The organism is Alkalibacterium indicireducens (genome assembly GCF_039522005.1).
Taxonomy (GTDB): Bacteria; Bacillota; Bacilli; order Lactobacillales; family Carnobacteriaceae_A; genus Alkalibacterium; species Alkalibacterium indicireducens.
Genome location: NZ_BAAADA010000197.1, coordinates 25,879 through 50,001, shown reverse-complemented (window position 1 = coordinate 50,001; position 24,123 = coordinate 25,879). Strand labels below are relative to the sequence as shown.

Genomic DNA, 24,123 nt, shown 5'->3' with positions numbered 1-24,123 from the left:
TAACAGTTCCTACTGCCAAGTCTGTAGTGGACTTTCACCACCAAGTTGTCGCCCATGCCGGGCGCACATGAAAAGAAGAGAAGCTGTCTTTAGCTCCTCTTCTATAACATTACCCATTAAATTAAAATGTCACTTTTTATCTTCGTTAGAACTTCATGAAGATCATGGCAGACGTCTAATGTTCGGCTGCGGATTTCATCATCGGGTTCGATAAGATCCGGTACCATTACAACTGGAAAGCCTGCTGCGTTAGCCGCTTTGATCCCGTTTACTGAATCTTCAAGAACTAAAATATTAGATAAATTTTCACCTGCCAGCGTACTGGCTTTGATGAATATCTCAGGGTGAGGTTTTGAATGCGTCACATCATCTCCTCCAACGACGCCGTCAAAGTAATCTGATACCTCAGCACTAACGAGAAGTGCCTTGACGACCTCTCTTTCAGAACTGGACGCGACCACCATTTTGTATTCATTACTTTTCAGATAATCGAGCAGATCGACCAGTCCTTTTTTCTTGACTGGAGGAGCCGCAAACAGGACATCTTTTAAATCCGCTGTACTGTCAGTGATGAATCGCTCGACTTTTTCCTTGTCAAATGACTGATACATCGCATTGAAAAAGTCTTTCTCGCTGGCACCAATATACTTTTCATAAAACGCATAGTCAAAGGGAAGGCCTATACGGTCAGCTGTCTTCTGGTTGGCTTTATAATAGAGGGGTTCAGTGTCGAACATCAGCCCGTCCATATCAAATATGATCAGTCTATTCATCGATTATCCTCTTCTATCTCTTTCATTTTCGCCAACTGTCGAGTGACAGAATCATATTTCTCCTGATACTCTCTCCCTTTAGCTCGCTCTTCTTCAACGATGCTGTCTGGAGCATTCTGAACGAATTTTTCATTAGCAAGTTTCTTCTCCACTCGAGTGATTTCACTCTGCCATTTAGACTGCTCTTTTTCCAGACGCTTGATTTCTTCTTTGAAGTCGACTAGTCCGGCAAGTGGGATGAATACTTCCGCGCCAGTTACTACAGCTACTTTCACTTCTTCCGGCACATCGACCAACTGTTCTATGACTAGCTGATCAGGGTTACAGAATCGTCTGATGAATGACTCATTTTTTTTAAGGAAAGTCTCTTCTTTGTCTCCTTTAGTTCTGATCAGCAAATCAATCGTTTTGGACAAAGGTCTGTCAGCCTCCGAACGAATCGTTCTGACAGCCCTAATCAGTTCGATCAACATGTCCATGTTTTCTACAGCATCCTGATCTTCGAATTCAGTGCGAGTCACAGGATATTCTGCAGTTACGATGGACTCTCCTGAGTGAGGGATATGAGACCATATTTCTTCAGTTACGAATGGCATGATCGGATGAAGCAGACGCAGGGTCTGGTCCAGAACATGTACAAGAACAGACTTGGCAGACTGCTTCTGTTCTTTCGTTCCCTGTGTCAGGACTTCCTTACTCATCTCTATATACCAGTCACAGTAATCATCCCAGATGAATTTATACAACTGACGGCCAGCTTCACCGAATTCAAACTTCTCAAACAGGTCGGTCACTTGTCTGACTGTCTCATTAAGACGAGCTAGGATCCATTTGTCTGCAATCGATTTTTCTAAAGTCAGATCGATTTCTTCAACTGAAAAGTTACCTAAATTCATGATGACATATCTGCTTGCATTCCATATCTTATTGATGAAGTTCCATGATGCATCCATCTTTTCATAACTGAAGCGGACATCCTGGCCAGGAGCAGATCCGTTGGAAAGGAACCATCTCAGTGCATCCGCACCATACTTGTCGATGACTTCCATAGGATCAATTCCGTTTCCTAAAGATTTACTCATCTTTCTGCCCTGCTCATCTCTTATCAGTCCATGCATGAGAACATGCTTGAACGGCGCTTTGCCTGTAAATTCAAGACTCTGGAAAATCATACGGCTGACCCAGAAGAAAATAATGTCATACCCTGTTACCAGCGTACTCGTCGGGAAGTATTTCTTAAAGTCGCTGCTTTCCACGTCAGGCCACCCCATAGTAGAAAAAGGCCAGAGGGCCGAACTGAACCAGGTATCCAGCACATCATTATCCTGCGTCCAGTTTTCCAGATCAGAGGGGGCTGACTCTCCAACGTAAACTTCACCTGTCTCATTGTGATACCAGGCCGGTATACGGTGTCCCCACCACAACTGTCTTGAAATAACCCAGTCGTGTACATTTTCCATCCAGCTATTGAATGTCTTCTCAAAACGTTCCGGTACGAAATTGACTTTATCTTCAGTCAGCTGGTTAGCCAGTGCTTTATCAGATAAGTGATCCATCTTCACAAACCATTGAGTTGACAGTCTCGGCTCGACAATGACACCTGTTCGTTCTGAGTGACCCACGCTGTGCTGCATGTCTTCAATCTTGATTAGATATCCTTCTTCTTTAAGATCACTGACTAGAGCTTTACGTGCTTCGAACCGGTCCATCCCTTCATATTTTCCTGCCAGACTGTTCATGGATCCATCATTGTTCATCACATTGATTTGTTTCAGATCATGTCGCTGACCGATTTCAAAATCATTCGGGTCATGGGCGGGAGTAATCTTGACTACTCCTGTACCAAATTCCATGTCGACATAGTCATCAGCGATGACATCCAGTTCCCTGTCTAATATAGGAAGTAGCACTTTCTTTCCAATCAGGTGCTGATACCTCTCATCATCTGGATGGACAGCTACAGCCGTATCTCCAAGCATTGTTTCCGGACGGGTCGTAGCAATTTCTACCGACTCCTCGCTGTCCACTATCGGATAGCTGATATGGTAGAAGGCACCATTGACTTCTTTGTGCTCGACTTCAATGTCTGATAAGGCCGTCTGCGCTTTAGGGTCCCAGTTGATGATGTACTCTCCACGATAGATAAGACCCTTATTATACAGATCAACAAATACTTTGTTTACTGCTTTATTCAGTCCTTCATCAAGCGTAAACCGTTCTCTTGAATAATCGACTGATATACCAACTTTTGCCCACTGATCACGGATATTAGCCGCATATTCTTCTTTCCAGTCCCATACTTTTTCAAGAAACTTCTCTCGACCCAGATCATGACGGGAAATGTTCTGCTCAGCCAGTTTCTCTTCTACTTTGGCCTGGGTTGCTATTCCGGCATGGTCCATCCCTGGAAGCCACAAGGTGTCATATCCCTGCATACGCTTTTGTCTAATTATGATATCCTGAAGCGTCGTATCCCATGCGTGGCCCAAGTGAAGTTTCCCTGTCACGTTCGGCGGCGGAATGACGATAGAATACGGTTCTGTTCCCTTCTCATTTGGCTTGAACAAATCTTTATCCAGCCATTCCTGATATTTTCCTGCTTCTACGGCAGTTGGATCGTATTTCGTTGACATGTTATTCTCTTCCATTTTATGCACCTCATTTATTTTAATTATCAAAAAAAGCACCCATCCTAATCAAACTAGGACGAATGCTTCGCGGTACCACCTATATTACTACAGCATATTCCGGTCGATCAAATATATGCTGTAATCTCTCTAGACAGTATTAATGGTCTGTCGTCCCATTTACGAGTACTATTTGGTTTCCCCGTAAAAGCTCCCAAGCTACTTCGTGATCGTCTTCATCAGGGATTTCCAGCTGACACCCATTCTCTGAGATGATTCGGATCATTACTCCTCTTGTTCTATGCTTTTATTTATTCTCTTGTCTGAATTAGTTCAGTTCTGCTTCTTCATGTCTTGCAGCTGACAAAGCTTCTTCATAGTTAGGATCTTCTGCCATTTCTTTCACCACTTCACGGTAGACGATCTGGCCGTTTCTATTGATGACAAAGACTGTCCGAGCCATTTTGTCAATAGCTTCGATGTAAAGACCATAATCTTTAGCAAATGACCGGTCACTGTCATGAAGAATATCTGAAGACAGCACTTTAGATTCTGCCCATTTGGTCTGCTGCTCTATAGTATTTGTCGATATGGAAATGATCCGTGTATTCTTCAGATCTTCAGCTTTATCATTGAAGGTATTCGTCTGTCTGGAACACGTGCTTGTTTCAATATCCGGAACCGTACTGATGATCAGCACATCTCCTTTGTAATCTGACAAGCTGACCGTTTCTTCATTCAGATTCTTAGCCGTAAAGGAAGGCGCATCGTCTCCTACTTGAGGGGGTTGAGCGTTTGTCTGGAATTTTTCACCTTTTAAAGTTACATCCATGTTATTTCCTTCTTTCCTATGGTTTAAGTCTAGTGTACGGTTCATCAGGGCCGAATGCAACCAAAAGAATCAGAAAAGCGAATCAAAAGCTGCTTCGTCTGAATGCTCTGAACCGGAATGTTTACCGATCACCGTATCAACTATGCCGTCCAGTGCACGCTGCATCAGCCCGTCAATATCCAGCTCCTCTTCCAGTTCCTTGACCTTGTGCAGTCTAGGCTTTGTTTTAGGACGTGTAGGGGCAAAGACCGTGCAGCAGTCTTCATAAGGCTGAACCGCCAGATCAAAGGTATCGATATCCTGTGCAATTTTAATGATGTCGTTCTTGTCCATTGAAATCAGTGGTCTGAGAACAGGAGTATTGGTCACTTCGTTTATAGCTCTCATGCTTTCTAGAGTCTGAGAAGCGACTTGCCCGAGCGACTCACCATTGATTATCGCCAACCCGTTTCTGTGTTCTTTGATCGCATCAGTCAGCCTCAGCATCATTCGTCTGGTAATAGTCATTGAATACGCTTCGGGAATCACTTTCTTAATTTCTTCCTGAATTTCAGTAAAAGGAACTTCCAGGAAGGTGACGTCTCCCCCATATCGTGCAATTTTGGCAGTGAGATCTTTAGCTTTCTGAAGAGCTTGCGGACTAGTGTAAGGCGGGCTGTGAAAATGAACGGCTTCTATGGACATGCCTCGTTTCATAGACAGATATCCTGCAACAGGTGAATCGATCCCGCCTGACAGCATAAGCATCCCTTTACCACTTGTACCTACTGGAAGACCTCCTGCACCGGACAAAGTATCGACAGAGATGAATATCCCATCTTTTCGAACCTCTACCCTGACCGTTACATCGGGGTTTTTCATTTTCACTGATACCGGCTGAACAGCTTTTTCAACTTCTGCTCCAAGAAGGCGGTTCATTTCATTCGTATCATATTCAAAATCATGGTCAGCTCTTCTGGTCATGATCTTGAAGGTCATACCTTCCCTAAACTGTTCCTTAACCAGATGAACAACGGCTTTCTTGGCTTCTTCCAGCGTTTTATCCACTTTAACGACAGGTGAAAATGACTGGATACCGAATACATCCTTGAGTTCGGTCATCACTGCATTGGCGTCTTCCTCGTTCAGATCAATATGCATCCTGTCCCTGTTCGAACTGATCTTGACTGTGCTGAACTGACGAAGTTGTGACCGAACATTTCTGTGCAGCTTCTTGATAAAAAATTTTCTGTTCTTTCCTTTTGTAGACAGCTCGCCATAGCGAACCAGAATTTCTGTAATCTGCATAACGCTCTCCTTAATTTATATCTTTCAACTGCTCATATATCAAATTGAACTGGTCTTTGAATTCCTGAACTTCATCATTCGTGTTTAAGTGACTCAAGCTGATTCTGACAGCTGATTCAGCTTCTTCTTTAGTGTAGCCCATATCCAGTACAGTTGGTGTTTTCGTCTTTCTCCTGCTGGAACAAGCACTAGTCGTCGATACAATGATCCCATGCTTTTCCAGTGCGTGGACAATGACTTCTCCTCGAATCCGGTTCATTCCGAAACAAATAATATGAGGTGCACTCCCATTTGGGCTAAAGATGGTCACTTTCTCCAATTTTTTCAGATAGTCAGTCAGTTCGTTTTTCAGTTCAGATAATCTTTTTCTTTTAGCTGTTACGTCTTCTAACAGAAGTCTCAGAGCTTTAGCCATAGCAATATTCCCTGGTACATTTTCTGTCCCGCTTCGTTTTCCTTTTTCCTGGCCCCCACCACTCATCAGGGGAGCAAGTTTTCTGCCTTTTTTCAGATAAATGAAGCCGGTCCCCTTAGGCGCATGGAATTTATGTCCAGAAAAGACAGCGATATCGATTCTTGATCCAGCCAGGTCCAGATCAATTTTGCCGACTGCCTGTACAGCATCTACATGAAAGTGTATAGATGGATAAGTTTCAAGTATTTCTCCAATCTTTCTTAAAGGCTGTATGCTTCCCATCTCATTGTTGACAGCCATTATGGATACAAGAACCGTATCTTTTCTGATTGCCTGCTTTAGTTCATCCAAATCGATCTGACCTTTCTCATCTACAGAAAGGTACGTCACTTCCCAGCCCATTTGTTCCAGTTGCTCCAAGGATTTAATTACTGCTGGATGCTCGATAGCTGTAGAGATAATATGCTTCCCGTAAGCCATCTTTTCGATTGCTGTGCCTTTTATTGCCCAGTTGTCTCCTTCAGTACCACCGCTGGTAAAGACTATTTCTTCAGAATCGACCTGAAGCAGCTCGGCCACCTGAGCACGGGACCGTTTCAGCAGACTACTCGTCTCTTCGCCCATAACATGCAGACTGGACGGGTTACCGTAGTATCGTTTGCTTGCTTCCAGATAGGACTCGAGAACTGAATCATTAATTTTAGTTGTAGCTGAATTGTCAAAGTATATCATGTCAAAACCTCTCTATGCCGTTCATATACAAACTTTTACTATTATATCAGAATTTTTTACTTCTTCAAGCCTTGGACTGGTGTATTACCTGCAGTATGGTAACCGTGAAAAAAGCCAGTACTAGACTGACTTTTCCCGTAAAATAAGTTTTAATCATACGATTTATCTTTTTTATACTCTTCGGATAGGTTCTGATATGCACCAGGCTCAATTGTTTCCAGTTTTTCTCTGACCATTTTAAGGGCAGTTTTATAATCATACTCATCGAGGAAGAGGGATTCACTGTATTTGATTGTCTCGATTACTTCTGGATGTTCGTCTTTATGTCTGTATAGGCGCTGGCTGGTCAGTTCTGTCAGGAGAGCTTCATCGACGATCGTGTCGGTCTGGTCCGCCAGTGATTCGATATCATCTTCACACATTTTATGAAGAGATAGCACCTCTTTCAGATTTAGACGAGGTCTGGCGAGTTCCTTGGATAAAGCCTCCAGGTGATCTGTTGTGTAGAAAAAGAGATCCAGAAAAGCTTTCGGCAGACCTGGAAGATGCTTGCTTTCAATATAACGTTTCATTTCCCTTAATGCCATTTCCATTTCTTCAATATCAGTTTTGATCTGCAGCTCTTTCTCTCTATAAGAATAGAGCTGTGTCGACATTGTCTCATAAGTTCGGGACACGTTCTCCAACTGCTCGAAGCTCTTTTTAAGTAACCCTTCTGCAGTTGAGTACGGTATTTGTTCTTCTGAAAGCTCTGCTTCTACCTCACCGATCAGTTTGACTTGTTCTTTTAGGGCCTCTTTCAGGTCTTTATACTGATTCTCCTCATTCTGATAGAGGGTATAGCTCTGGTTGATCCGGTCAAGTTCAAAGCCCATTTCACGATTCTGCTCCTGAACGTACAATATGATCTTCTTTAGTTTCTTGATTAAAGTGTTTACCGATGCCTTGGATTCAATTTCAGTTTCCATAAGATCGTATAAGTCATTGATCTCTATTTCGACAGCTTCACTTTGAGAATCTGCTTTTTTAATATCCAGTTCCTCAATATGAGATTTCAGTTCAATGATATCATTATCGAGCGTGTTTAGCTTATTTTCCATTTCATTTGCTTCTGGAAAGAGATACCCTTGTTCAGTCAGAGTTCTGTACCCTTCGACTATCTCTTCTTTCTGTTTGATATAGGACGTGTTGATCGTCTTGATCAGTTCAGGAATACGACTCATTAGCTTTTCCATCGCTGACATATCTTTATCCAGTTTAGATACAATCAGCTTAGCTTCTTCGTGATCTCCTGATGCTGTCAGATCGGAAAACGAGGTGAACTTGGATTCAATGTCACCCAATTTGTCTTCGAGATTATTGATGCTGTCGCCAAAAGTAAAGCTGTTCGCCAGCAGTTCTTTTCTGATTTTATGGTACCTTTTCTTAATAGCATCGACTTTTTTCAGATTCGCTTCTTCACGCTGCAGCAATTCATCGATCGTACTGACTATCTGCTTGACATCTTCTTCAATAGCATTCAGCGATTCATCTGCTCTTTTCTGATAGTCTGAAGCCTGCTTGAACCGGTAACGATCTGTGGCTTGTTCGGCATCAAATAAAAACGCCTCTACTTCCGGCAGTCGTTCATCATTGATCAAGTTCACCTTACTGACAGCCATTTCAGCTGATGCTTTAGATTGGCCACTAATTGCCATTCTTTCAAGCTTATCTGCTTTCTCATTAGGCAAATAACTGAATACGTCCTTTTTTTTGTGATCCAGTCGGTCGATATCAGTATAATGTGTTTTCTTGAGGTAATATGTACTGAAATACACTATCACTGCAAGTATGACGATGCTGATCGCTACGACAATTTCGATTGTCATTTTATTCCCTCCAGCAGTAGATACGAGAGTCTACCCTTGTTCTCTTTTATATAGTATATCAAACTTAGAACAATTATGTTATACTAGCAAGCAAATTCTAAAAAAAACATAGTAGCGAAAGGAAAGAATCATGGGAAAAGAACTGAATTATATGATAAATAAGCAGCTTCAAGCTGTTCTGGCAGATGAGCCTAACCTTATAGCCAATCTCAGCAATGCCTCTGCTCTGCTTTTTGATCACTTGACAGACGTAAACTGGGCTGGCTTCTACTTGTGGGATACAACTGATCAGGAACTCGTCCTGGGTCCTTTCCAGGGTAAAGTAGCTTGTGTTCGAATAAAGGACGGCAGCGGAGTATGCGGCACAGCCTTTAAGAACGAAGAAACGATTGTCGTTCCTGATGTTCATCAGTTTCCAGGTCATATTACCTGTGATGCAGCCAGTGAGTCAGAAATTGTAGTTCCGCTTATCAAAAACGGCAGAAAAATCGGTGTCCTTGATATTGATGCGCCAATCAAGAATCGTTTCTCGCAAGACGACAAAAAAATGCTGGAAGAATTCTGTAATGTTCTCCTCGAAGCTCTTTAAACATGACGTGTCCAGTCAATCTAAAAAAGCCTTCTGTCGATTTAATGACAGAAGGCTTTTTAATACTGTTAATATCGGATTATCTGTTGTAGTACTCAACGATAAACGCTTCATCGATTTCAGCAGGCATTTCTTCACGCAGTGGTAGACGTGTAAGAGATCCTTCAAGCTTTTCATCGTCGAACGTAATAAAGTCCGGACGACCAAAAATAGATTCAACTGATTCTTTGATAATTTTAAGGTTTTTAGATTTTTCACGAACGCCGACTACATCTCCAACTGATACGTGGAATGATGGAATATCGACACGTTTGCCGTTTACAGTGATGTGACCGTGGTTTACAAGCTGACGAGCCTGACGACGAGTAGTCGCAAGTCCAAGTCTGTAAACAACGTTATCTAGACGCTGTTCAAGCAGCACCATGAAGTTGACACCGTGTTTACCTTCACGAATTTTACCTGCTTTAGTGAACAAGTTGAAGAATTGACGTTCGTTCAACCCGTACATGTAACGAAGTTTCTGTTTTTCTTTTAACTGCAGGCCGTATTCAGATAGTTTGATACGCGCAGTAGGTCCGTGCTGACCCGGTGCATATGGACGTCTTGCCAGTTCTTTTCCGCTACCGGTCAAAGAGATGCCTAAACGTCTTGATTTTTTCCATGATGGTCCTGTGTATCTTGCCATTTTGGGATTCCTCCATTTAAATTGTTGTCAGTTTTATTCAAAAACTGCAATGGAGTAAAATAACGAATGGAAGCTCAGTAGTACGTGCAGTTTCTTTTCAATCTTCACCAATTGCAGCCGCTGGTTACACAATTGCGCTCATATGATTCACATGGCAAAAAACTGTTGACGCGGTTACCACTTCCCGCTGCGATATTTTACACAAAGGTCAGTATACCGATAATAAGTCGGGAAGTCAAGGTGATTGGGACATTTAGATAAAATAAAAACCGGAGTCATTGGCCCCGGCTTTTACTCTTATTCTTTATGAATCAGAATCTTAAAGTTGCAGCAATTCCTGTATCTGAAGGCATACTGGCTTTTTCCAGAACATAGACGTTTCCTTTAGTCTTGAGTACGTTATGAACAAGCTGGTTCACATACTTTTTAGTTTCTGTGCTTTCCTGGTACTGTCCGTTCTCATCAAGTTCACCATGGACCTGGTAATCGTCTTCGATCAGAAGAACGTCGATTTTCCCTTGAATACTTGCCATTCCCAAGTCATTATACTGGGCTTCAAGTCGATATTCAGGTGTCGTTTCGTTAAATTTCTCAACGAGTTTCTTGTATCTGCGATTAATAATTTCATCCACCACTTCAGAAGTATGTGATTGAATCTCATTAAACGATAACTGCGATGGAGAAGCTTCAATACGTGTTTCGTCAAGGTATTCATTTTTTGACAAACGTTCAAAATCTGCTATATTTTTCGGCAGAGCGAATAGGACTAAAGGTAGTTCTGTCGGCTTGGAATAATGTTCAAAGACATATTTATCAACTTCACGGAAATAATTTTCCTGGTCGATCTCAACTTCATTGCTCTTCTCGTTATGTCCGTGAAAGACGCCACCACTGTTTCCTTCACTTCCATTATAAGATCCAACGTTGAGCTCTCCACCAGTCAGCTCGTCCCCTAAAGCTTTAGTCAGTGTGTCAGGGGCCTCTTCAGGCAGATCTATTTCCTGCAGTTTATTGCGTCTGCCGTTGTATAAACTGAATTTATCATGATTCAGGGCCAGCAGGTGATAGTAGCTCACGTACTGGAAATTGGCGATCAATGGTAAGATATATGGTTGTTCAGCTACTACTGTACCAGTGTGAATCGGCACACTTAAGCGGTAGTAGTAGACTTCGTCCGGGGTGACATAAAAGACGACACTTTGAGTCATCTGCCTCCAGAAATCTGAATGATCCACAAGTGGCTTCACTTTTTCGAGTAACGTATTGCAGTATTTCTCATCATACAACTCACAGAGTTTAGCTTTTGCCTCTTTCAGTAAATTCTGGAACTGAATCTGGTTCGCTTCGATTTCTACTGCATTCGATTCGTTGTTCAGTGAGATCGAAACGACTACCTCGTACTCTTTAAGCAGTTCGTCTGTCGGGAATGTTAAAAGTTCTTGCATATGCGTCACCTTCCATTCATTATTCTCTTCACTGAGAAGCATCTCAATAAAGAGTGCTATATGTACATCATAGCTAATACACTAATAAATGTCTAAGAATATGCTGAGTATTCATGCAAATAAAAAAGGCCTATGAAAACTGGCCTTGTTCATTAATCGGTATGTTCTTGATGATACGGGCCGGCACTCCACCGATCACAACATTGTCAGGAAAGACACCCTTGACTACAGCTCCCGCAGCAACAACTACATTATTGCCCAGTTCAGAGCCGCCTACAATCGTCGCATCTGCTCCGATCCAGCAGTTATCCCCCACAGTCACTGGTCTCCCGAATTCATACCCTGAATTCCGTTCTGCTGGTAGTAAAGGATGTTCAGGTGTAACAATACTGACTCCCGGACCCAGCATCGCATTCTTCCCAATGCGAATAGGGCAGACATCCAGAAAGACACAGTTGAAATTGGCATAAAAATTTTCCCCAACATGTATATTGTAGCCATAATCTACACGCACAGTCGGTTCCACTTTAATAGTTTCACCAGTGGTTCCGAACAGGTCCTTAATGATCCGCTTTCTCTCTTCATCAGTATCAGCTCTGTTGAAATCTTGAGCTTTATAGTGGCCTTTGCATCTTCCTTTTATCAGTTCAGGATCAGATGGGTCATACATCTCTCCTGCTGTCATCTTATCTTTCTCTGACTGCATATGAAAAACTCCTTTATCCTTTAAGTTAGTCCTCGTTCTTCTGATGAACATCAAGCAGGCGGGAATAGATAGGCATGAGGTCGTCGAGTGTTTTTTTATAGAAGTCAAACTGTGCGTCTTTATCCGACAACTCTACACTATCTTCACGCATGATCTTACCTATCATGAACTCTCCTTTTTTAACTTTGAGCAGCCTCTTCAAAGTCTTTTCGATTATTTCACTATCCGCCTTTTTAAGCTCAGGTTTAGTATGATCGGGTGAAATATAATATTCCTCTGATAAATGATTGAACAGCTCCAGGTTCTCGAGAAGATACTGACCCATGGCCTTTTCATGTACAGGGTTATCGATCAGTGACAGGAAGAGAAAAATATGATCGCTGTTGATTCCCAGCTGGATATGCGGATACTTCTTGTAGCCTCTAGCATTTCCTCCAAGAGCACTCCACGTACTTTCCGGAGCGTTAGCAGTTCTGCGTCTATGCTGGGCAATGTGAAAGCCTCCGTCAAATGCCGTCTGAGTATTCACATGCGCTTTGAATTCATCACCGAACGACTGGAAAACAGGCTGGATCTGTTCTCTGATCAGTGCCATCCTCTCATCCAGTCCATCGACTGAAAAAATACTGAAATGTTCTGGTTCGAAATAATGTTCCATAACAACCTCCTGATTTATCATTGCCTTACTAGTGTATCAAAAAAGGAGAAAGGATGCAGGATAAGTTCATCCCGATACCTTACCTCCCTATTTAAGTCGTGTGTCCAATTAATTTAAAGCTTGTCCTACTTCATCCATCATGATACGGAATGTTCCTACGCCGCCTTCAGCAAGGTACCATGCAGCTGGTGACAGATAATAGATTGAATCAGACTGGAATGCGGATGTCTGCTGAATGACCGGATTTTCTTCTATTGGCTGAGAAGACGTATCGCCGCCTATTGCAGCAGTTCGGTCAATGACAAAGAGAAGATCCGGATCCATCTCCAGCACATATTCGAAGGAGATTTCCATGCCGTGATTCGATTCTTCAATGTCTTCATCAACAGCTGTAAATCCAAATGCATCATGAACCACGCCGAATCGAGAACCCGGTCCATATGCTGAAAGTGAGCCTTCATTGTACATAGCCATTAAGGTCGTCAATTCTGACGCCTCTGCACGCTCTCTCAACTCTTCAAGCTCAGTTTCAAGCTCCGAAACAATGGCTTCTGCTTCATCTTCCAGACCAAAAATCATACCAAGACGGTCCAGATTGTTGTCTATCGAGTCAAAATAGGCTGTCGAGTCATTACTCAAATCGATCGTCGGAGCAATATCTTTCAGATCATCATAGGCCGAACTTGACCGACCAGCTACAATAATCAGATCAGGTTGAGCTGCATTTGTCACTTCCAGATCGATCTCAAAAAAGCTTCCGGCAACCTCAATATCTTCGTACTCAGATAAATGATCAGGAAGATTAGGAGAAGCTGTCAGCACCACACGATCTGCAAGGCCAAGCGTAGACAGATTATCCAGCTGGCCGTTGTCAAACACAGCTATAGCCTGCGGATCGGCCGGTACCTCCACTGTATTGCCTGCAGCATCTTCAATGGTCACGACAGAAGGTGATTCTTCCACGTTTTCTTCTGAACTGTCTTCTAAGACAGTTTCTTCTCCGTCAGCGGCACTGGAATCCACATTCTCTTCTTGTGTGTCTCCACATGCTGTTAAGGTCAGTGTACTCAGAATGAGTCCCCATTTTACTAAATATGATTTGTTCATTGTCTATTCTCCTATTCTTTGTCTTTAATTTTAATTAGTATAGTACAGACAGTATTTAGTTCCGTTACTTTCAATAATCTTGACATCCATATCGTACAAGTCATCGAGTACAGGTTTAGTGATCATCTCGTCAACGGGGCCGGAAGCAAAAAGCTGGCCTTCTTTCATTGCGACGATATTATCCGCATAACTTGCAGCAAAGTTGATGTCATGCACGACTGTTATTACAGTCTTTCCAAGTTCATCAACCAGGCGTCTGAGTGTTTTCATCATCTGGACCCCGTAACTCATATCCAGATTATTTAAAGGTTCATCCAGCAGGATATAATCTGTATCCTGACACAGAACCATAGCGATCATCGCTCTCTGCAGCTGACCTCCTGACAAGGTATCGATATAACGGGTCTGCAGGTCCAAAAGCCCCAAATACTCCAGGGAACTGTCAATCACCTCATGACAATGCTGATTCAGGCGGCCTTTTGTATAGGGAAATCGCCCGAAAGAGACGAGCTCTCTTACCGTGAGCCGGACATTCATCTGATTGGTCTGTTTAAGTACAGACAGTCGCTTGGCAAAATCACCTTTCTTCCAGGTTTTGACCTCATTTCCGTCGATATAGATGTGTCCGGTATCCTGCGGAATCAGTCTGCTCACCATTTCAAGCAGCGTGCTCTTCCCTGCTCCGTTAGGTCCGATGCATGCGGTCATCTTCCCCTTTTCGATCGGCAAGCTGACATTGTTCACTACAATTGTTTCGCCGTAACTTTTTGTCACGTTCTGGACTTCCATCATGATCAAACATTCCTTTCTTTAAATAGAATAAACAGGAAGTAAATGCCCCCTGCAAACTGAATAATTACACCTAATGTCGTTTGTAATCTGAAGACATGTTCAACCAGCAGCTGACCGGAGAGTATGAATAATACCGAGATAAGACTGCCTCCAATAAACAAGGTTGCATGTTTATATGTATTGAACAGACGATAAGCAATATTAGCACCGATAAACCCTAAAAAGGATACGGGACCGACAAGAGCAGTCGATACAGCTGTAAGGATACTTACCATGATGAACAGGATCAGGTAGTACTTGTCGATATTGATTCCAAGATTCAAAGCGTAGGCTCTTCCCAGATGGAGAACATCCAGGGTCCGGCTTTCTTTAAAGAGATAAATAAGTACAGGAACCGTTATGAGAACCGAGAACCCGACGAGCGTCACATCTACTCTATTGAAGCTGGCAATCGTTCGTGCAAACAGACTCTCAAATTCATTTGGATCAATAATAACTTGAAGAAAATTAGTGAAGCTGCTGAAAAATGTTCCGAGGATCAGTCCTGTCATCAGCATAAGATAGATCTTCCCTGGATATTTCTTGAAGAACAGCCAGAACATGCCCAGGCTCCCTCCAATCATCAGCAGCAGACTCATGAAAAAATTGAGCTGGTGATGAGTAACTAGGACATGGTTCATACCAAAAAAGAAGAAGATGACCGTCTGAAGCAGGATGTACATTGAATCCAGACCGATAATATTTGGTGTCAGTATAATATTCTGGGTCATGGTCTGAAAAACAATGGTCGCTATGGTAGACGTAAATCCAACGAGGAAGAATGGAACAATACGCTGGCTTCTCAGCCTGATTGCAAAGGACAGATCCCCTCTTGTATTAACAGTCAAGTATAAAAACAGAAACACTGAGATGCTGATCAGCAGCAGTGAGAAAATCAGGTTTAATCGTTTTGTATTCATCTGGATTCCCCTCGAAGCAGTAAGTATAAGAAGAGCACACTTCCTACCACACCAATGACGACACTGATCGGTATTTCATATGGAAAGATGAGCGTACGTGATAAGACATCGGTGACCAGAAGAAACAGTGCACCAAAGCCTGCGGTAGGAAAAAGTATTTTTCCGAAGTGGTCACCTTTTTTCAAAGATATTAGATTAGGTACTACGATACCTACGAATGGAATACTTCCAACCGTCAGAATAATTGCTGAAGTTGCCAGTGCGACAATCGTCACGCCTGCGAGCTCTAAAAGGCCATAAGGAACGCCCAGCTCAACCGATACATCTTTTCCCAGTCCCATAATAGTGAAATAGTGCGCAAGCAAGTATATGAGAAACAGCAGCGGCACAGAAAGAAACAGCAGCTGATAATTAGTAGAAGAGATAAGAGAAAAATTTCCTTGAAGCCAAGAGGATGTATTTTGCACAACTTCATACTGGACAGCCAGGTATGTACTCAAGGAGTTGACTATATTTCCGAACATCAGTCCCACAAGAGGAATCATTACTGCATTTTTTATCTTGACAGAACGGACAAACAGGATAAAAGTAAAGGTGCCGATCAGTGAAAAGATAAATGCCAGAACAGTTTTCTGAGTCAACGAAGAATGTGAAAAGAAAATAATGGCTGTAACTATGCCTAACCGTGCACTCGCAAGTGTTCCCGCAGTTGTAGGAGAAACGAATTTGTTTTGTGTCAGCTGCTGCATTAGTAGACCTGAAATGGCTAATGTACTGCCTGCCAGTATCAGGCTTATCGTTCTCGGCAGTCGGGTAGTCAGCAGAATCAGCCTTTGTGTATCGGTCAGACTGAATACGTTTCTGATGCTCAAATCATTTACGCCGGTAAAGATGGAAACTACTGTAAAAACAATCAGCAAGGCGATCATAATCCAATTAAACGGTTTCCGATTTTCAATTTTGCTGCCTTCCATCTCATCCAGTCCTTTAACATTCAATCGATTGTAGTATTTTTGTTCAGTAACTGATAATGATTATCATTCTCTTCGAGTATTATATCGAATAATTTGAACAAATGCAATCTTTCACAAAAAGATGACTGCAGACTAATTTCCTGCAATCTATAGCCTTAAAGTAAAACCCGTTATATCACAAGGTGAGACATTTACATCTCCTTGTGATATAACGGGTTTTACGATGCTAATAGTGATCAGCTTAACCAGTTTAACTCTTCATATCGATTGCTAGTCGACTGAATCATTTTCTTCTATTAACTCAATATACCAAAGAACCATTTCTGCAGATTTTTTCCCAGCAGATTCGATAAATTCATTGAATGACACAGATGCTTCTTCATCTGCGACATCAGATACTGCCCTGACCACAGCAAATGGAATATCGAACTGATAACACGTTTGTGCGACAGCTGTTCCTTCCATTTCTGTAACCAGTGCATCACTGAAATAGGATTTGATTTGCTGGATTGCAGAAGCATTGCTGATAAAGGAATCCCCACTCACTATAAGCCCGTCTTTAACTATCCACTCACTCTTTAAAGCAGCTGTTTTTAGCACCTTTACTGTTCCTGTATCTGCTTCGTAGTATTCAGGCATCTGGGGTATCTGACCGAATGCATAACCAAAGGCTCTTGCGTCGGCGTCATTGTAGCTCAATCTTGTTGAAATGACAAGGTCCCCTACTCTGAGTCCTTCTCCTATGCCTCCTGCTGATCCTGTATTGATTACCGTATCAGCATTAAATCTGTTGATCAGCAGAGTCGTTGCGATCGCTGCGTTGACTTTTCCAATACCAGACTGTACTAGAACGACATTGGTTTGTCCTATCTTACCTTCATAAAAGGTCTGACTCGCGATCTTAGTCTGCGTCAAATCAGACAACTCGTCAGTGAGCAATCGGATTTCCTGCTCCATCGCAGCTATAATTCCTAATTTCATCTAAACACCCTTTCATTATAGTGATAAGATCAGATAAAGAAAACGAACGCCAGAACGATTATAAGCAGCAGAGTGACTATAACGATAGCTAGAGTAAGCTGTTTTTCCACTCGGCGGTACTTCTCCATCTCATTCAGTCTTTTCTTTGATGTGCGTCCTTTTTTAGATAGTTTTCTTTCGTTCTTCCGATCTTCAGCTTTTCTTAATCTGCTTTCTTTTTTTTTCTTTATTTCATCCAGTTCTTTCTGTTTTTTCAGTTCACTTCTTGAAGACATCCTTATCATCCTCAGTCTTTCTTCATAGATTTTTTCATTTTCCAGTAAAACAAGGCGAAAACTGTCTTGGAGTCTCTGAGTAACCCTTGTTCATATAGATCCCAGGCTTCATCATATGTTACGATCATTACTTCGACATTTTCATCCTCATCTTGGGAAAGCGGATTTTCTGCTAAGTACAAATCTGTCGCTTCATAGATTTCAAGAAATTCATCTGTAAACCCAGGTGTACTATAAAAAGAAGTCACAAAAGAAAGGTTATTTGCTCTATAGCCAGTTTCTTCTTCAAGTTCACGTGCAGCAGTTACAGATGCACTGGCATCCGACTCGTCTTTCAAGCCAGCAGGTATTTCAATACTGATCTGCTCGATCGCCTTACGGTACTGTTTGACAAGTATGATTTCATCGTCGTTGATAAAAGGAATGACCGCAGCAGCTCCATCGTGTCTGACTATTTCTCTCTGAGCCGTTTTTCCATTAGGCAGCCTGACTTCCTGTACCGTATACTCTGTAATGTTTCCTTTATATACTGATGTTTCCTTGATCGTTTCTTCTTTAAAATCCATTGGTCCACTCCTCACATACCGTTAATCATACAGGATTCGCCAGCAATTTTCATTATATAATTATCGTTCATATCCTGTTAAATCCATCTTAGGTCTTATGTCAATTCTACCATATTTTGTGATACTATATAGTTAGAATAAGTAATCGTTTCACCAGAATGGAGGATCAACAATGAAACAGTCAACACTATATACATCTTTAATTTATACACTAACTTTACTCACTTCTCTATTTATATTCATCATGATGATCGGACTTGAATTTAACGGACTGCTCGCTTTGGGGCTGAGTATAGGAGCTGGAGTGCTTATGTTGAAAAAATTTGGTAGAAAGACATCTTCTGCAAAGAATACAAGCCATAAATTACCGAAGATGACTCAGGAGAAAGAAGCCTTTTATACATCAAAAGGCCTGTCTAAAGAAGATATTCAGTACTTCAGAAAAACAATGCACAAAGCGAAAGAACAGGTTATAATGATCGAAAAGAATATGACTCAGTCTGGTAAGCTTAGAGCAATTGAAAACCGCAATAACACGGTAGCCCTATCAAAAGCATTGTTCAAGGAAATTACCGATGAACCTGATCGTCTTCATGAAGTCGACCAGTTTCTATACGTCCACCTGCCATCACTTGCAGACCTGGTTAAAAAATACGTTGAAATCGAAAACCACAAGGCTAAAAGCAAAGCAACCTATGATATTCTTGAGAAATCATCTCAGACAATCGACAAGATGTGTGGGCAGATCGTAGAAGATTATGTCATGTTTAAAGAAGACGATATCCAGGATCTTGATGTCGAAATCGAGCTGGCTAAACGTACATTGAATGATGAACTTTAATACTAACCCATACACAAGGAGCTGTTACAATGGCAAACGAAGAGAATGATTTGTTCGAAAAAAAAGAACAGAGTGAAATCGACGACTTATTGGCAAATCCTTTTGGTGCTTCTTCTGATACTGAAAGCTCTGTAGAAAAAAAAGAAACAAAAAAGCAGAATGAAGTAAAAAAAGTGATCGATACTTTAAATGAAACGAGAAAAAAACAAGCTTACGAACTGGCAAAAATGATCGATACTTCTGACACTGATTCACTTCTGAACTACGGTGCTCAAGCCCAGCAGAAACTTGGAGAGTTTTCACATTCCGTACTGAATCATGTTCAGAATCAGGAGACCAGTCATATCGGCGAAACCCTCAATGATCTGATGTTTCGTCTGAATGAGGCTAATCCTAATGAACTCAAGGCAGATGACCGAAACATCTTCAAAAAAATGTTCCGAAAAATCAACCGTTCAATCTATGAAACGACAGCCAAATATCAGAAGATCGGTGCGCAAGTTGACAAAATAGCCGTCAAGCTGGACAAAGAGCGTGAACTGCTTCTTAACGACAATGTCATGCTTGAAGAATTATACGAAAAGAACTATGAGTACTTCGAAGCTTTGAATGTCTATATTGCAGCCGGAGAAGTAAAAATCGATGAGCTCAGCAATGAAGTCATTCCACAGGCCGTCAAGCATGCGGAGGAAAGCGGCAACCAGATGGAAGTCCAGAAGGTAAATGACTTGAATCAGTTCCTGAATCGTCTGGATAAGCGAGTTTATGATTTGAAGACTGCTCGTCAGATGACTATTCAGCAGGCACCACAAATCCGTCTCATCCAGAATACCAATCAGGCCTTAAGTGAAAAGATACAGACATCCATTAATACTGCTATTCCTTTATGGAAAAACCAGATCGTTGTTGCACTGACTCTCCTTCGTCAGAAGGAAGCTGTTACGGCTCAGAGACAGGTATCTGAGACAACTAACGAACTTCTGACTAAGAATTCAGAAATGTTAAAACAGTCCTCAATTGAAACAGCTAAAGAAAACGAGCGCGGTGTCATCGACATTGAAACGCTTGAAAAAACTCAGGCCGATCTTGTTGAGACATTGGAAGAAACCTTATCTATACAACGGGAAGGACGATCCAAGCGTAAAGAAGCAGAAGTTCAGCTTCAGCAGCTTGAAAGCCGTTTGAAAGATCAATTACTACAACTGACTGAACAAAAAAACAACTGATTCTAATTAATTAGTACAACCTTATCTTTTCTTAAGTGTAAATATTTGAATAAAATGTGACAGTTTACTATACTAAGTATGTAAGTTATTCAAAATGAAAGAGGAGAGATGTATTATGTTAGGATTTATTTGGTCACTTATAGTGGGTGGAGTGATTGGTGCAATCGGTCAGGCTATTGTTGGTACTGATGTGCCAGGTGGTATTATAGGTAACATTATTATAGGGTTCGTTGGTGCCTGGGCAGGTCACGCGTTATTCCAGATGGGACCTGAATTAGGTGGCTTCTATATTATTCCTGCAATTGTAGGGGCAATATTGATAGTTTTCATCTATGACTTGATTGCAAGCAGATTATAATAACAAATTTCAATATAAAAAACTTCCTCAAGTCTGTACTTGAGGAAGTTTTTTATTATCACAGTTTTTCAACGTTGGATGCTTGAGGTCCTCTGTCACCTTCGATGATGTCGAACTCTACTTCCTGACCATCATCAAGTGACTTATACCCTTCACTATTGATTGCACTGTAGTGGACAAATACATCTTCATGTCCTTCAACTTCTATAAATCCGAAGCCTTTTTCAGCGTTGAACCACTTGACCTTACCTTGAGCCATAAGTACTTTCCTCCTACTTGTTTTCTTGCAACAGAAATCTAAGACTGACATACTACTATGAAAGTTAGGATTAAGCAGTTAAACCTCCATTACATATAAAATTATACAAAAGTAAACGCTTTAAATCAATAACTCTATATTGAAATTAGCATTAAAAAAATGAGTTCCTCTAGTTTTCAATCGAAAACACAGGAACTCAATTTTTTTAAGCACTTTAACTGTTCAGAACTTCAGGGTAGTGCTCTTTACAAATAGAATGGCAGCGCGGGCACAACTGCTCATCTTCATTCAGAGCTACTGTCTCTTCAGACGTTATACGGCAGCGTGTGCATACCTCCCCCGGCATACGTTCGACCTTGATCGCTACTCCATCGAAATCAAGAACAGACTCATCGTCTTGAGGTTTTTCATCTAAACCTTTTACACTGAATTCAGAAGCGATAAGGATCTGGCGGATATCACTGTCAAGTGTATCAAGCAGACTTCTGACATCATCTGACGCATAGACCGTTGTTTTCGCTTCAAAATCTTTACCGATTACTTTATTCTCTCTAGCCACTTCGTTAGCTTTCAGTACTTTGTCCCGGAATGTCATGAATGCACCCCAGTTTTCAAGTACTTCTTCCTCATTGCTGAAGGACTGTACTTCAGGGAATTCCGACAGCTGAGCGAAGTCCTCTTCTTCCTGCAGGTATGTCCACATTTCTTCAGCTGAGTGAGGCAGGATCGGTGTAAGCAATTTAGTCAGATCTCTGATGATGTGATAGAAAACTGTCTGCATTGCTCGTCTACTGTAGGCATCAGGTGCATCTATATACAGAACATCTTTGGAGAAGTTCGCATAGAAATTGCTGACATCCACTGTACAGAACTGATTGATTTCTTTAAAGATATCTGAAAAATCATAACGTTCATAACCATCTACTACATTCTTAACTGTCTGGTTCAGGCGGTTCATAAGGTATTGATCCACTGGACGCAAGTCTTCGTAAGCGATACCGTCTGCTTCAAAGTCGAAGTCTTCAGTATTTTGGATCAGGAAACGTATTGTGTTTCTGATCTTTCTGTAGATTTCTGATACTTGTTTTAGAATTTCCATACTGACCTTTACATCTGCCTGTGTATCGACACTGGATACCCATAGACGGATCAGATCGGCACCCATCTGCTTGATGACCTTATTAGGATCGATTACATTACCAATCGATTTACTCATTTTCTTCCCTTTGCCATCAAGAACCATTCCTTGAGAAAGGACAGCTTTATAAGGAGATTCTCCATTTATTGCGACAGACGTCGTGATACTGGAGTTGAACCAGCCTCTATACTGATCGGATCCTTCAAGGTATAAGTCTGCCGGGAAAGTCAAGTTCTCTCTTTTACGCAGAACAGCATGGTGAGAAGAACCAGAATCGAACCATACGTCCATGATATCTGTTTCTTTCGTAAATACTCCATTAGGACTGGATGGATGTGTGAATCCTTCGGGTAACAGATCTGCAGGTTCTTTTTCAAACCAGATATTCGAGCCATGTTCCTCGAATAGCTGGGCAACATGTTCCGTTGTTTCCGGAGTAATGATCGCATCACCGTTTTCACCGTAGAATATCGGTAATGGTACACCCCAGGCACGCTGTCTGGAAATGACCCAGTCTCCACGGTCTCTGACCATGTTATAAATACGCTGCATTCCCCAAGGCTGCAGCCAGTCCACTTTCTGTACAGCATCAAGAATATCATCTCTGAAATTGTTTATAGAAGCAAACCACTGCGGAGTCGCTCTGAATATTACCGGTTTCTTTGTTCGCCAGTCATGTGGATAGCTGTGAGTAAAGAAATCAAGTTTAAGCAGCGCATCATTCTCTTCCAGCCATTCAGTGATCTGTTTATTTGCTTTGTCATAGAACTGGCCTTCCAGTCCTGGAGCTTCGTCAGTGAAGCAGCCTTTTTCGTCTACTGGAGACAGAACAGGCAACTGATACTTCTGGCAGACGATAAAGTCATCTTCCCCGTGTCCAGGAGCAGTATGGACAAGTCCAGTACCATCTTCAAGGGTAACGTGATCCCCTAAAATCAGTAAAGACTCACGATCGTAAAATGGATGCTGTGCAGTGATCCCTTCGAGATCTTTGCCGGCTACTTCTTTAATCAATGTCACATCAGTCCACTCAAGGGTCTCTGCAACTTCTTCAGCTAGTTTGGATGCTACAACAAATTTACGGCCGTCTGCTTCCAGTACAGCATAATTCGTGTCAGGCTTAACTGCAATAGCTAAGTTCGCAGGCAGTGTCCATGGTGTCGTTGTCCAGATGATGAATGATGTATCCTTATCCAGAAGATCGTTGCCATCTTTTACTGTAAATGCCACATAAATATTAGCCGAACGCACATCATGGTACTCGATTTCTGCTTCAGCAAGAGCTGATTCACTTGAAGGAGACCAGTAAATCGGTTTAAGTCCTCGATAGATATAATCTTTTTCAGCCATCTTGCCGAAAACGCGGATCTGTTCCGCTTCATAGTCTTTCTTCAAAGTCACGTATGGATTATCCCATTCGCCTGCTACTCCTAGACGTTTGAAGTCTGTTCTCTGCTTTTCAATCTGTTCCCAGGCATATTCTTCACAAAGCTTTCTGAATTCCACGACTGACATGGACTTTCTGTCTACTCCTGTGTTAGTCAAGGCCTGTTCGATAGGCAATCCATGCGTATCCCATCCTGGTACATATGGGGATCTGAAACCAGACATGGATTTATATCTGACGATAATATCCTTTGAAATTTTGTTCAAAGCATGTCCGATATGGATATTTCCATTCGCATATGGAGGACCATCATGAAGAACAAAAGGCGGCTTGTCTTTGTTCAGCTCCTGTCTCTTGTTATAGACGTCTGCTTCTTCCCATTCCTTCTGTCTCTCTGGTTCTTTGTTCGGCAAGCCCGCTCGCATGGGAAAATCTGTTTTCAGTAAATTCAATGTATCTTTGATTTCCATCATTTCACCTTTTTCTATAATTTTTGATAAAAAAAAGACCTCATCCGAAAGGACGAAATCATCGTGGTACCACCTTAATTTGAAAAGTGAAGAATAAGCCTTCTCCTTTCCTTTGCTTCCTTAACGCAGAATGACGCAAGTACTTACTTATTTCAGTACTTGTTGACTTAAAT

Annotated in this window: 23 protein-coding genes and 1 other annotated feature; of the genes, 4 read left to right on the top strand and 19 right to left on the bottom strand. The window is 41.8% G+C overall.

Features of this window, described 5'->3' with window-relative positions:
* Positions 1–116 precede the first annotated feature (116 nt).
* The 6 genes from ABFX15_RS11265 to ABFX15_RS11240 all read right to left on the bottom strand — a co-directional run bounded on the left by ABFX15_RS11265 (position 117) and on the right by ABFX15_RS11240 (position 8,534).
* Positions 117–773 carry an HAD family hydrolase gene (locus ABFX15_RS11265; protein ID WP_346025498.1) on the bottom strand — a complete coding sequence of 219 codons (657 nt, stop codon included), beginning with the start codon at positions 771–773 and terminating at the stop codon, positions 117–119.
* Positions 770–3,421 carry a valine--tRNA ligase gene (locus ABFX15_RS11260; protein WP_346025497.1) on the bottom strand — a complete coding sequence of 884 codons (2,652 nt, stop codon included), beginning with the start codon at positions 3,419–3,421 and terminating at the stop codon, positions 770–772. Before ABFX15_RS11260 ends, ABFX15_RS11265 begins: the two co-directional genes overlap by 4 nt.
* Before the next feature lie 51 nt (positions 3,422–3,472).
* Positions 3,473–3,711: a binding site (T-box leader), on the bottom strand.
* Positions 3,712–3,728: 17 nt separating this feature from the next.
* Complete coding sequence (locus ABFX15_RS11255; RefSeq protein ID WP_346025496.1) at positions 3,729–4,232, bottom strand: thiol peroxidase; 504 nt, start codon at positions 4,230–4,232, stop codon at positions 3,729–3,731.
* A gap of 69 nt (positions 4,233–4,301) precedes the next feature.
* Positions 4,302–5,519, bottom strand: a complete 1,218-nt coding sequence (gene thiI, locus ABFX15_RS11250) for a tRNA uracil 4-sulfurtransferase ThiI (protein ID WP_346025495.1) — start codon at positions 5,517–5,519, stop codon at positions 4,302–4,304.
* Between the two features lie 10 nt (positions 5,520–5,529).
* Entirely contained in the window at positions 5,530–6,666 is a 1,137-nt protein-coding gene (locus ABFX15_RS11245) for a cysteine desulfurase family protein (RefSeq protein WP_346025494.1), read from the bottom strand.
* Positions 6,667–6,815: 149 nt separating this feature from the next.
* Positions 6,816–8,534, bottom strand: a complete 1,719-nt coding sequence (locus ABFX15_RS11240) for a septation ring formation regulator EzrA (RefSeq protein WP_346025493.1) — start codon at positions 8,532–8,534, stop codon at positions 6,816–6,818.
* A 130-nt stretch (positions 8,535–8,664) separates the two neighbouring features.
* Here ABFX15_RS11240 and ABFX15_RS11235 point away from each other — a divergent pair, with 130 nt between their 5' ends.
* Positions 8,665–9,123, top strand: a complete 459-nt coding sequence (locus tag ABFX15_RS11235; protein ID WP_346025492.1) for a GAF domain-containing protein — start codon at positions 8,665–8,667, stop codon at positions 9,121–9,123.
* 79 nt (positions 9,124–9,202) lie between these two features.
* Here ABFX15_RS11235 and rpsD read toward each other — a convergent pair whose 3' ends face one another.
* The 11 genes from rpsD to ABFX15_RS11180 all read right to left on the bottom strand — a co-directional run bounded on the left by rpsD (position 9,203) and on the right by ABFX15_RS11180 (position 18,271).
* Complete coding sequence (rpsD, locus tag ABFX15_RS11230) at positions 9,203–9,808, bottom strand: 30S ribosomal protein S4 (protein ID WP_091264530.1); 606 nt, start codon at positions 9,806–9,808, stop codon at positions 9,203–9,205.
* A 311-nt stretch (positions 9,809–10,119) separates the two neighbouring features.
* Positions 10,120–11,253, bottom strand: a complete 1,134-nt coding sequence (locus tag ABFX15_RS11225) for a baeRF6 domain-containing protein (protein WP_346025491.1) — start codon at positions 11,251–11,253, stop codon at positions 10,120–10,122.
* Positions 11,254–11,383: 130 nt separating this feature from the next.
* On the bottom strand, positions 11,384–11,959 hold the full coding sequence (locus ABFX15_RS11220; RefSeq protein ID WP_346025490.1) for a sugar O-acetyltransferase: 576 nt from the start codon (positions 11,957–11,959) through the stop codon (positions 11,384–11,386).
* Positions 11,960–11,984: 25 nt separating this feature from the next.
* Positions 11,985–12,617: a DUF1054 family protein gene (locus ABFX15_RS11215; RefSeq protein ID WP_346025489.1), complete on the bottom strand. Its 633-nt coding sequence runs from the start codon at positions 12,615–12,617 to the stop codon at positions 11,985–11,987.
* Positions 12,618–12,725: 108 nt separating this feature from the next.
* A complete protein-coding gene (locus tag ABFX15_RS11210; RefSeq protein ID WP_346025488.1) occupies positions 12,726–13,724 on the bottom strand; it encodes a siderophore ABC transporter substrate-binding protein in 999 nt (332 codons plus the stop codon).
* A gap of 30 nt (positions 13,725–13,754) precedes the next feature.
* Complete coding sequence (locus tag ABFX15_RS11205; protein WP_346025487.1) at positions 13,755–14,516, bottom strand: iron ABC transporter ATP-binding protein; 762 nt, start codon at positions 14,514–14,516, stop codon at positions 13,755–13,757.
* A 2-nt stretch (positions 14,517–14,518) separates the two neighbouring features.
* Positions 14,519–15,475 (bottom strand): iron chelate uptake ABC transporter family permease subunit, encoded by a 957-nt coding sequence (locus tag ABFX15_RS11200; RefSeq protein WP_346025486.1) that lies wholly within the window; start codon positions 15,473–15,475, stop codon positions 14,519–14,521.
* Positions 15,472–16,404 carry an ABC transporter permease gene (locus tag ABFX15_RS11195; protein ID WP_346025500.1) on the bottom strand — a complete coding sequence of 311 codons (933 nt, stop codon included), beginning with the start codon at positions 16,402–16,404 and terminating at the stop codon, positions 15,472–15,474. The genes ABFX15_RS11200 and ABFX15_RS11195 overlap by 4 nt, the downstream gene beginning before the upstream one ends.
* Before the next feature lie 315 nt (positions 16,405–16,719).
* The gene (locus ABFX15_RS11190) at positions 16,720–17,430 is read right to left on the bottom strand and encodes a 5'-methylthioadenosine/adenosylhomocysteine nucleosidase (protein ID WP_346025485.1); all 711 of its coding nucleotides are present in this window, start codon (positions 17,428–17,430) and stop codon (positions 16,720–16,722) included.
* 29 nt (positions 17,431–17,459) lie between these two features.
* Complete coding sequence (locus ABFX15_RS11185) at positions 17,460–17,705, bottom strand: hypothetical protein (RefSeq protein ID WP_346025484.1); 246 nt, start codon at positions 17,703–17,705, stop codon at positions 17,460–17,462.
* Between the two features lie 11 nt (positions 17,706–17,716).
* Positions 17,717–18,271, bottom strand: a complete 555-nt coding sequence (locus tag ABFX15_RS11180; RefSeq protein ID WP_091478981.1) for an NUDIX hydrolase — start codon at positions 18,269–18,271, stop codon at positions 17,717–17,719.
* Positions 18,272–18,443: 172 nt separating this feature from the next.
* Between ABFX15_RS11180 and ABFX15_RS11175 the strand changes: the two genes are divergently transcribed.
* From ABFX15_RS11175 to ABFX15_RS11165, 3 genes are all read left to right on the top strand, one after another.
* On the top strand, positions 18,444–19,112 hold the full coding sequence (locus ABFX15_RS11175) for a 5-bromo-4-chloroindolyl phosphate hydrolysis family protein (protein WP_346025483.1): 669 nt from the start codon (positions 18,444–18,446) through the stop codon (positions 19,110–19,112).
* Positions 19,113–19,141: 29 nt separating this feature from the next.
* Complete coding sequence (locus ABFX15_RS11170; protein WP_346025482.1) at positions 19,142–20,338, top strand: toxic anion resistance protein; 1,197 nt, start codon at positions 19,142–19,144, stop codon at positions 20,336–20,338.
* A 115-nt stretch (positions 20,339–20,453) separates the two neighbouring features.
* Complete coding sequence (locus ABFX15_RS11165) at positions 20,454–20,696, top strand: GlsB/YeaQ/YmgE family stress response membrane protein (RefSeq protein ID WP_091264552.1); 243 nt, start codon at positions 20,454–20,456, stop codon at positions 20,694–20,696.
* 58 nt (positions 20,697–20,754) lie between these two features.
* Here the strand turns inward: ABFX15_RS11165 and ABFX15_RS11160 are convergent, their stop codons facing one another.
* Positions 20,755–20,955, bottom strand: a complete 201-nt coding sequence (locus ABFX15_RS11160) for a cold-shock protein (RefSeq protein WP_091264554.1) — start codon at positions 20,953–20,955, stop codon at positions 20,755–20,757.
* A gap of 214 nt (positions 20,956–21,169) precedes the next feature.
* On the bottom strand, positions 21,170–23,950 hold the full coding sequence (gene ileS, locus ABFX15_RS11155; RefSeq protein WP_346025499.1) for an isoleucine--tRNA ligase: 2,781 nt from the start codon (positions 23,948–23,950) through the stop codon (positions 21,170–21,172).
* Between the last annotated feature and the right edge of the window lie 173 nt (positions 23,951–24,123).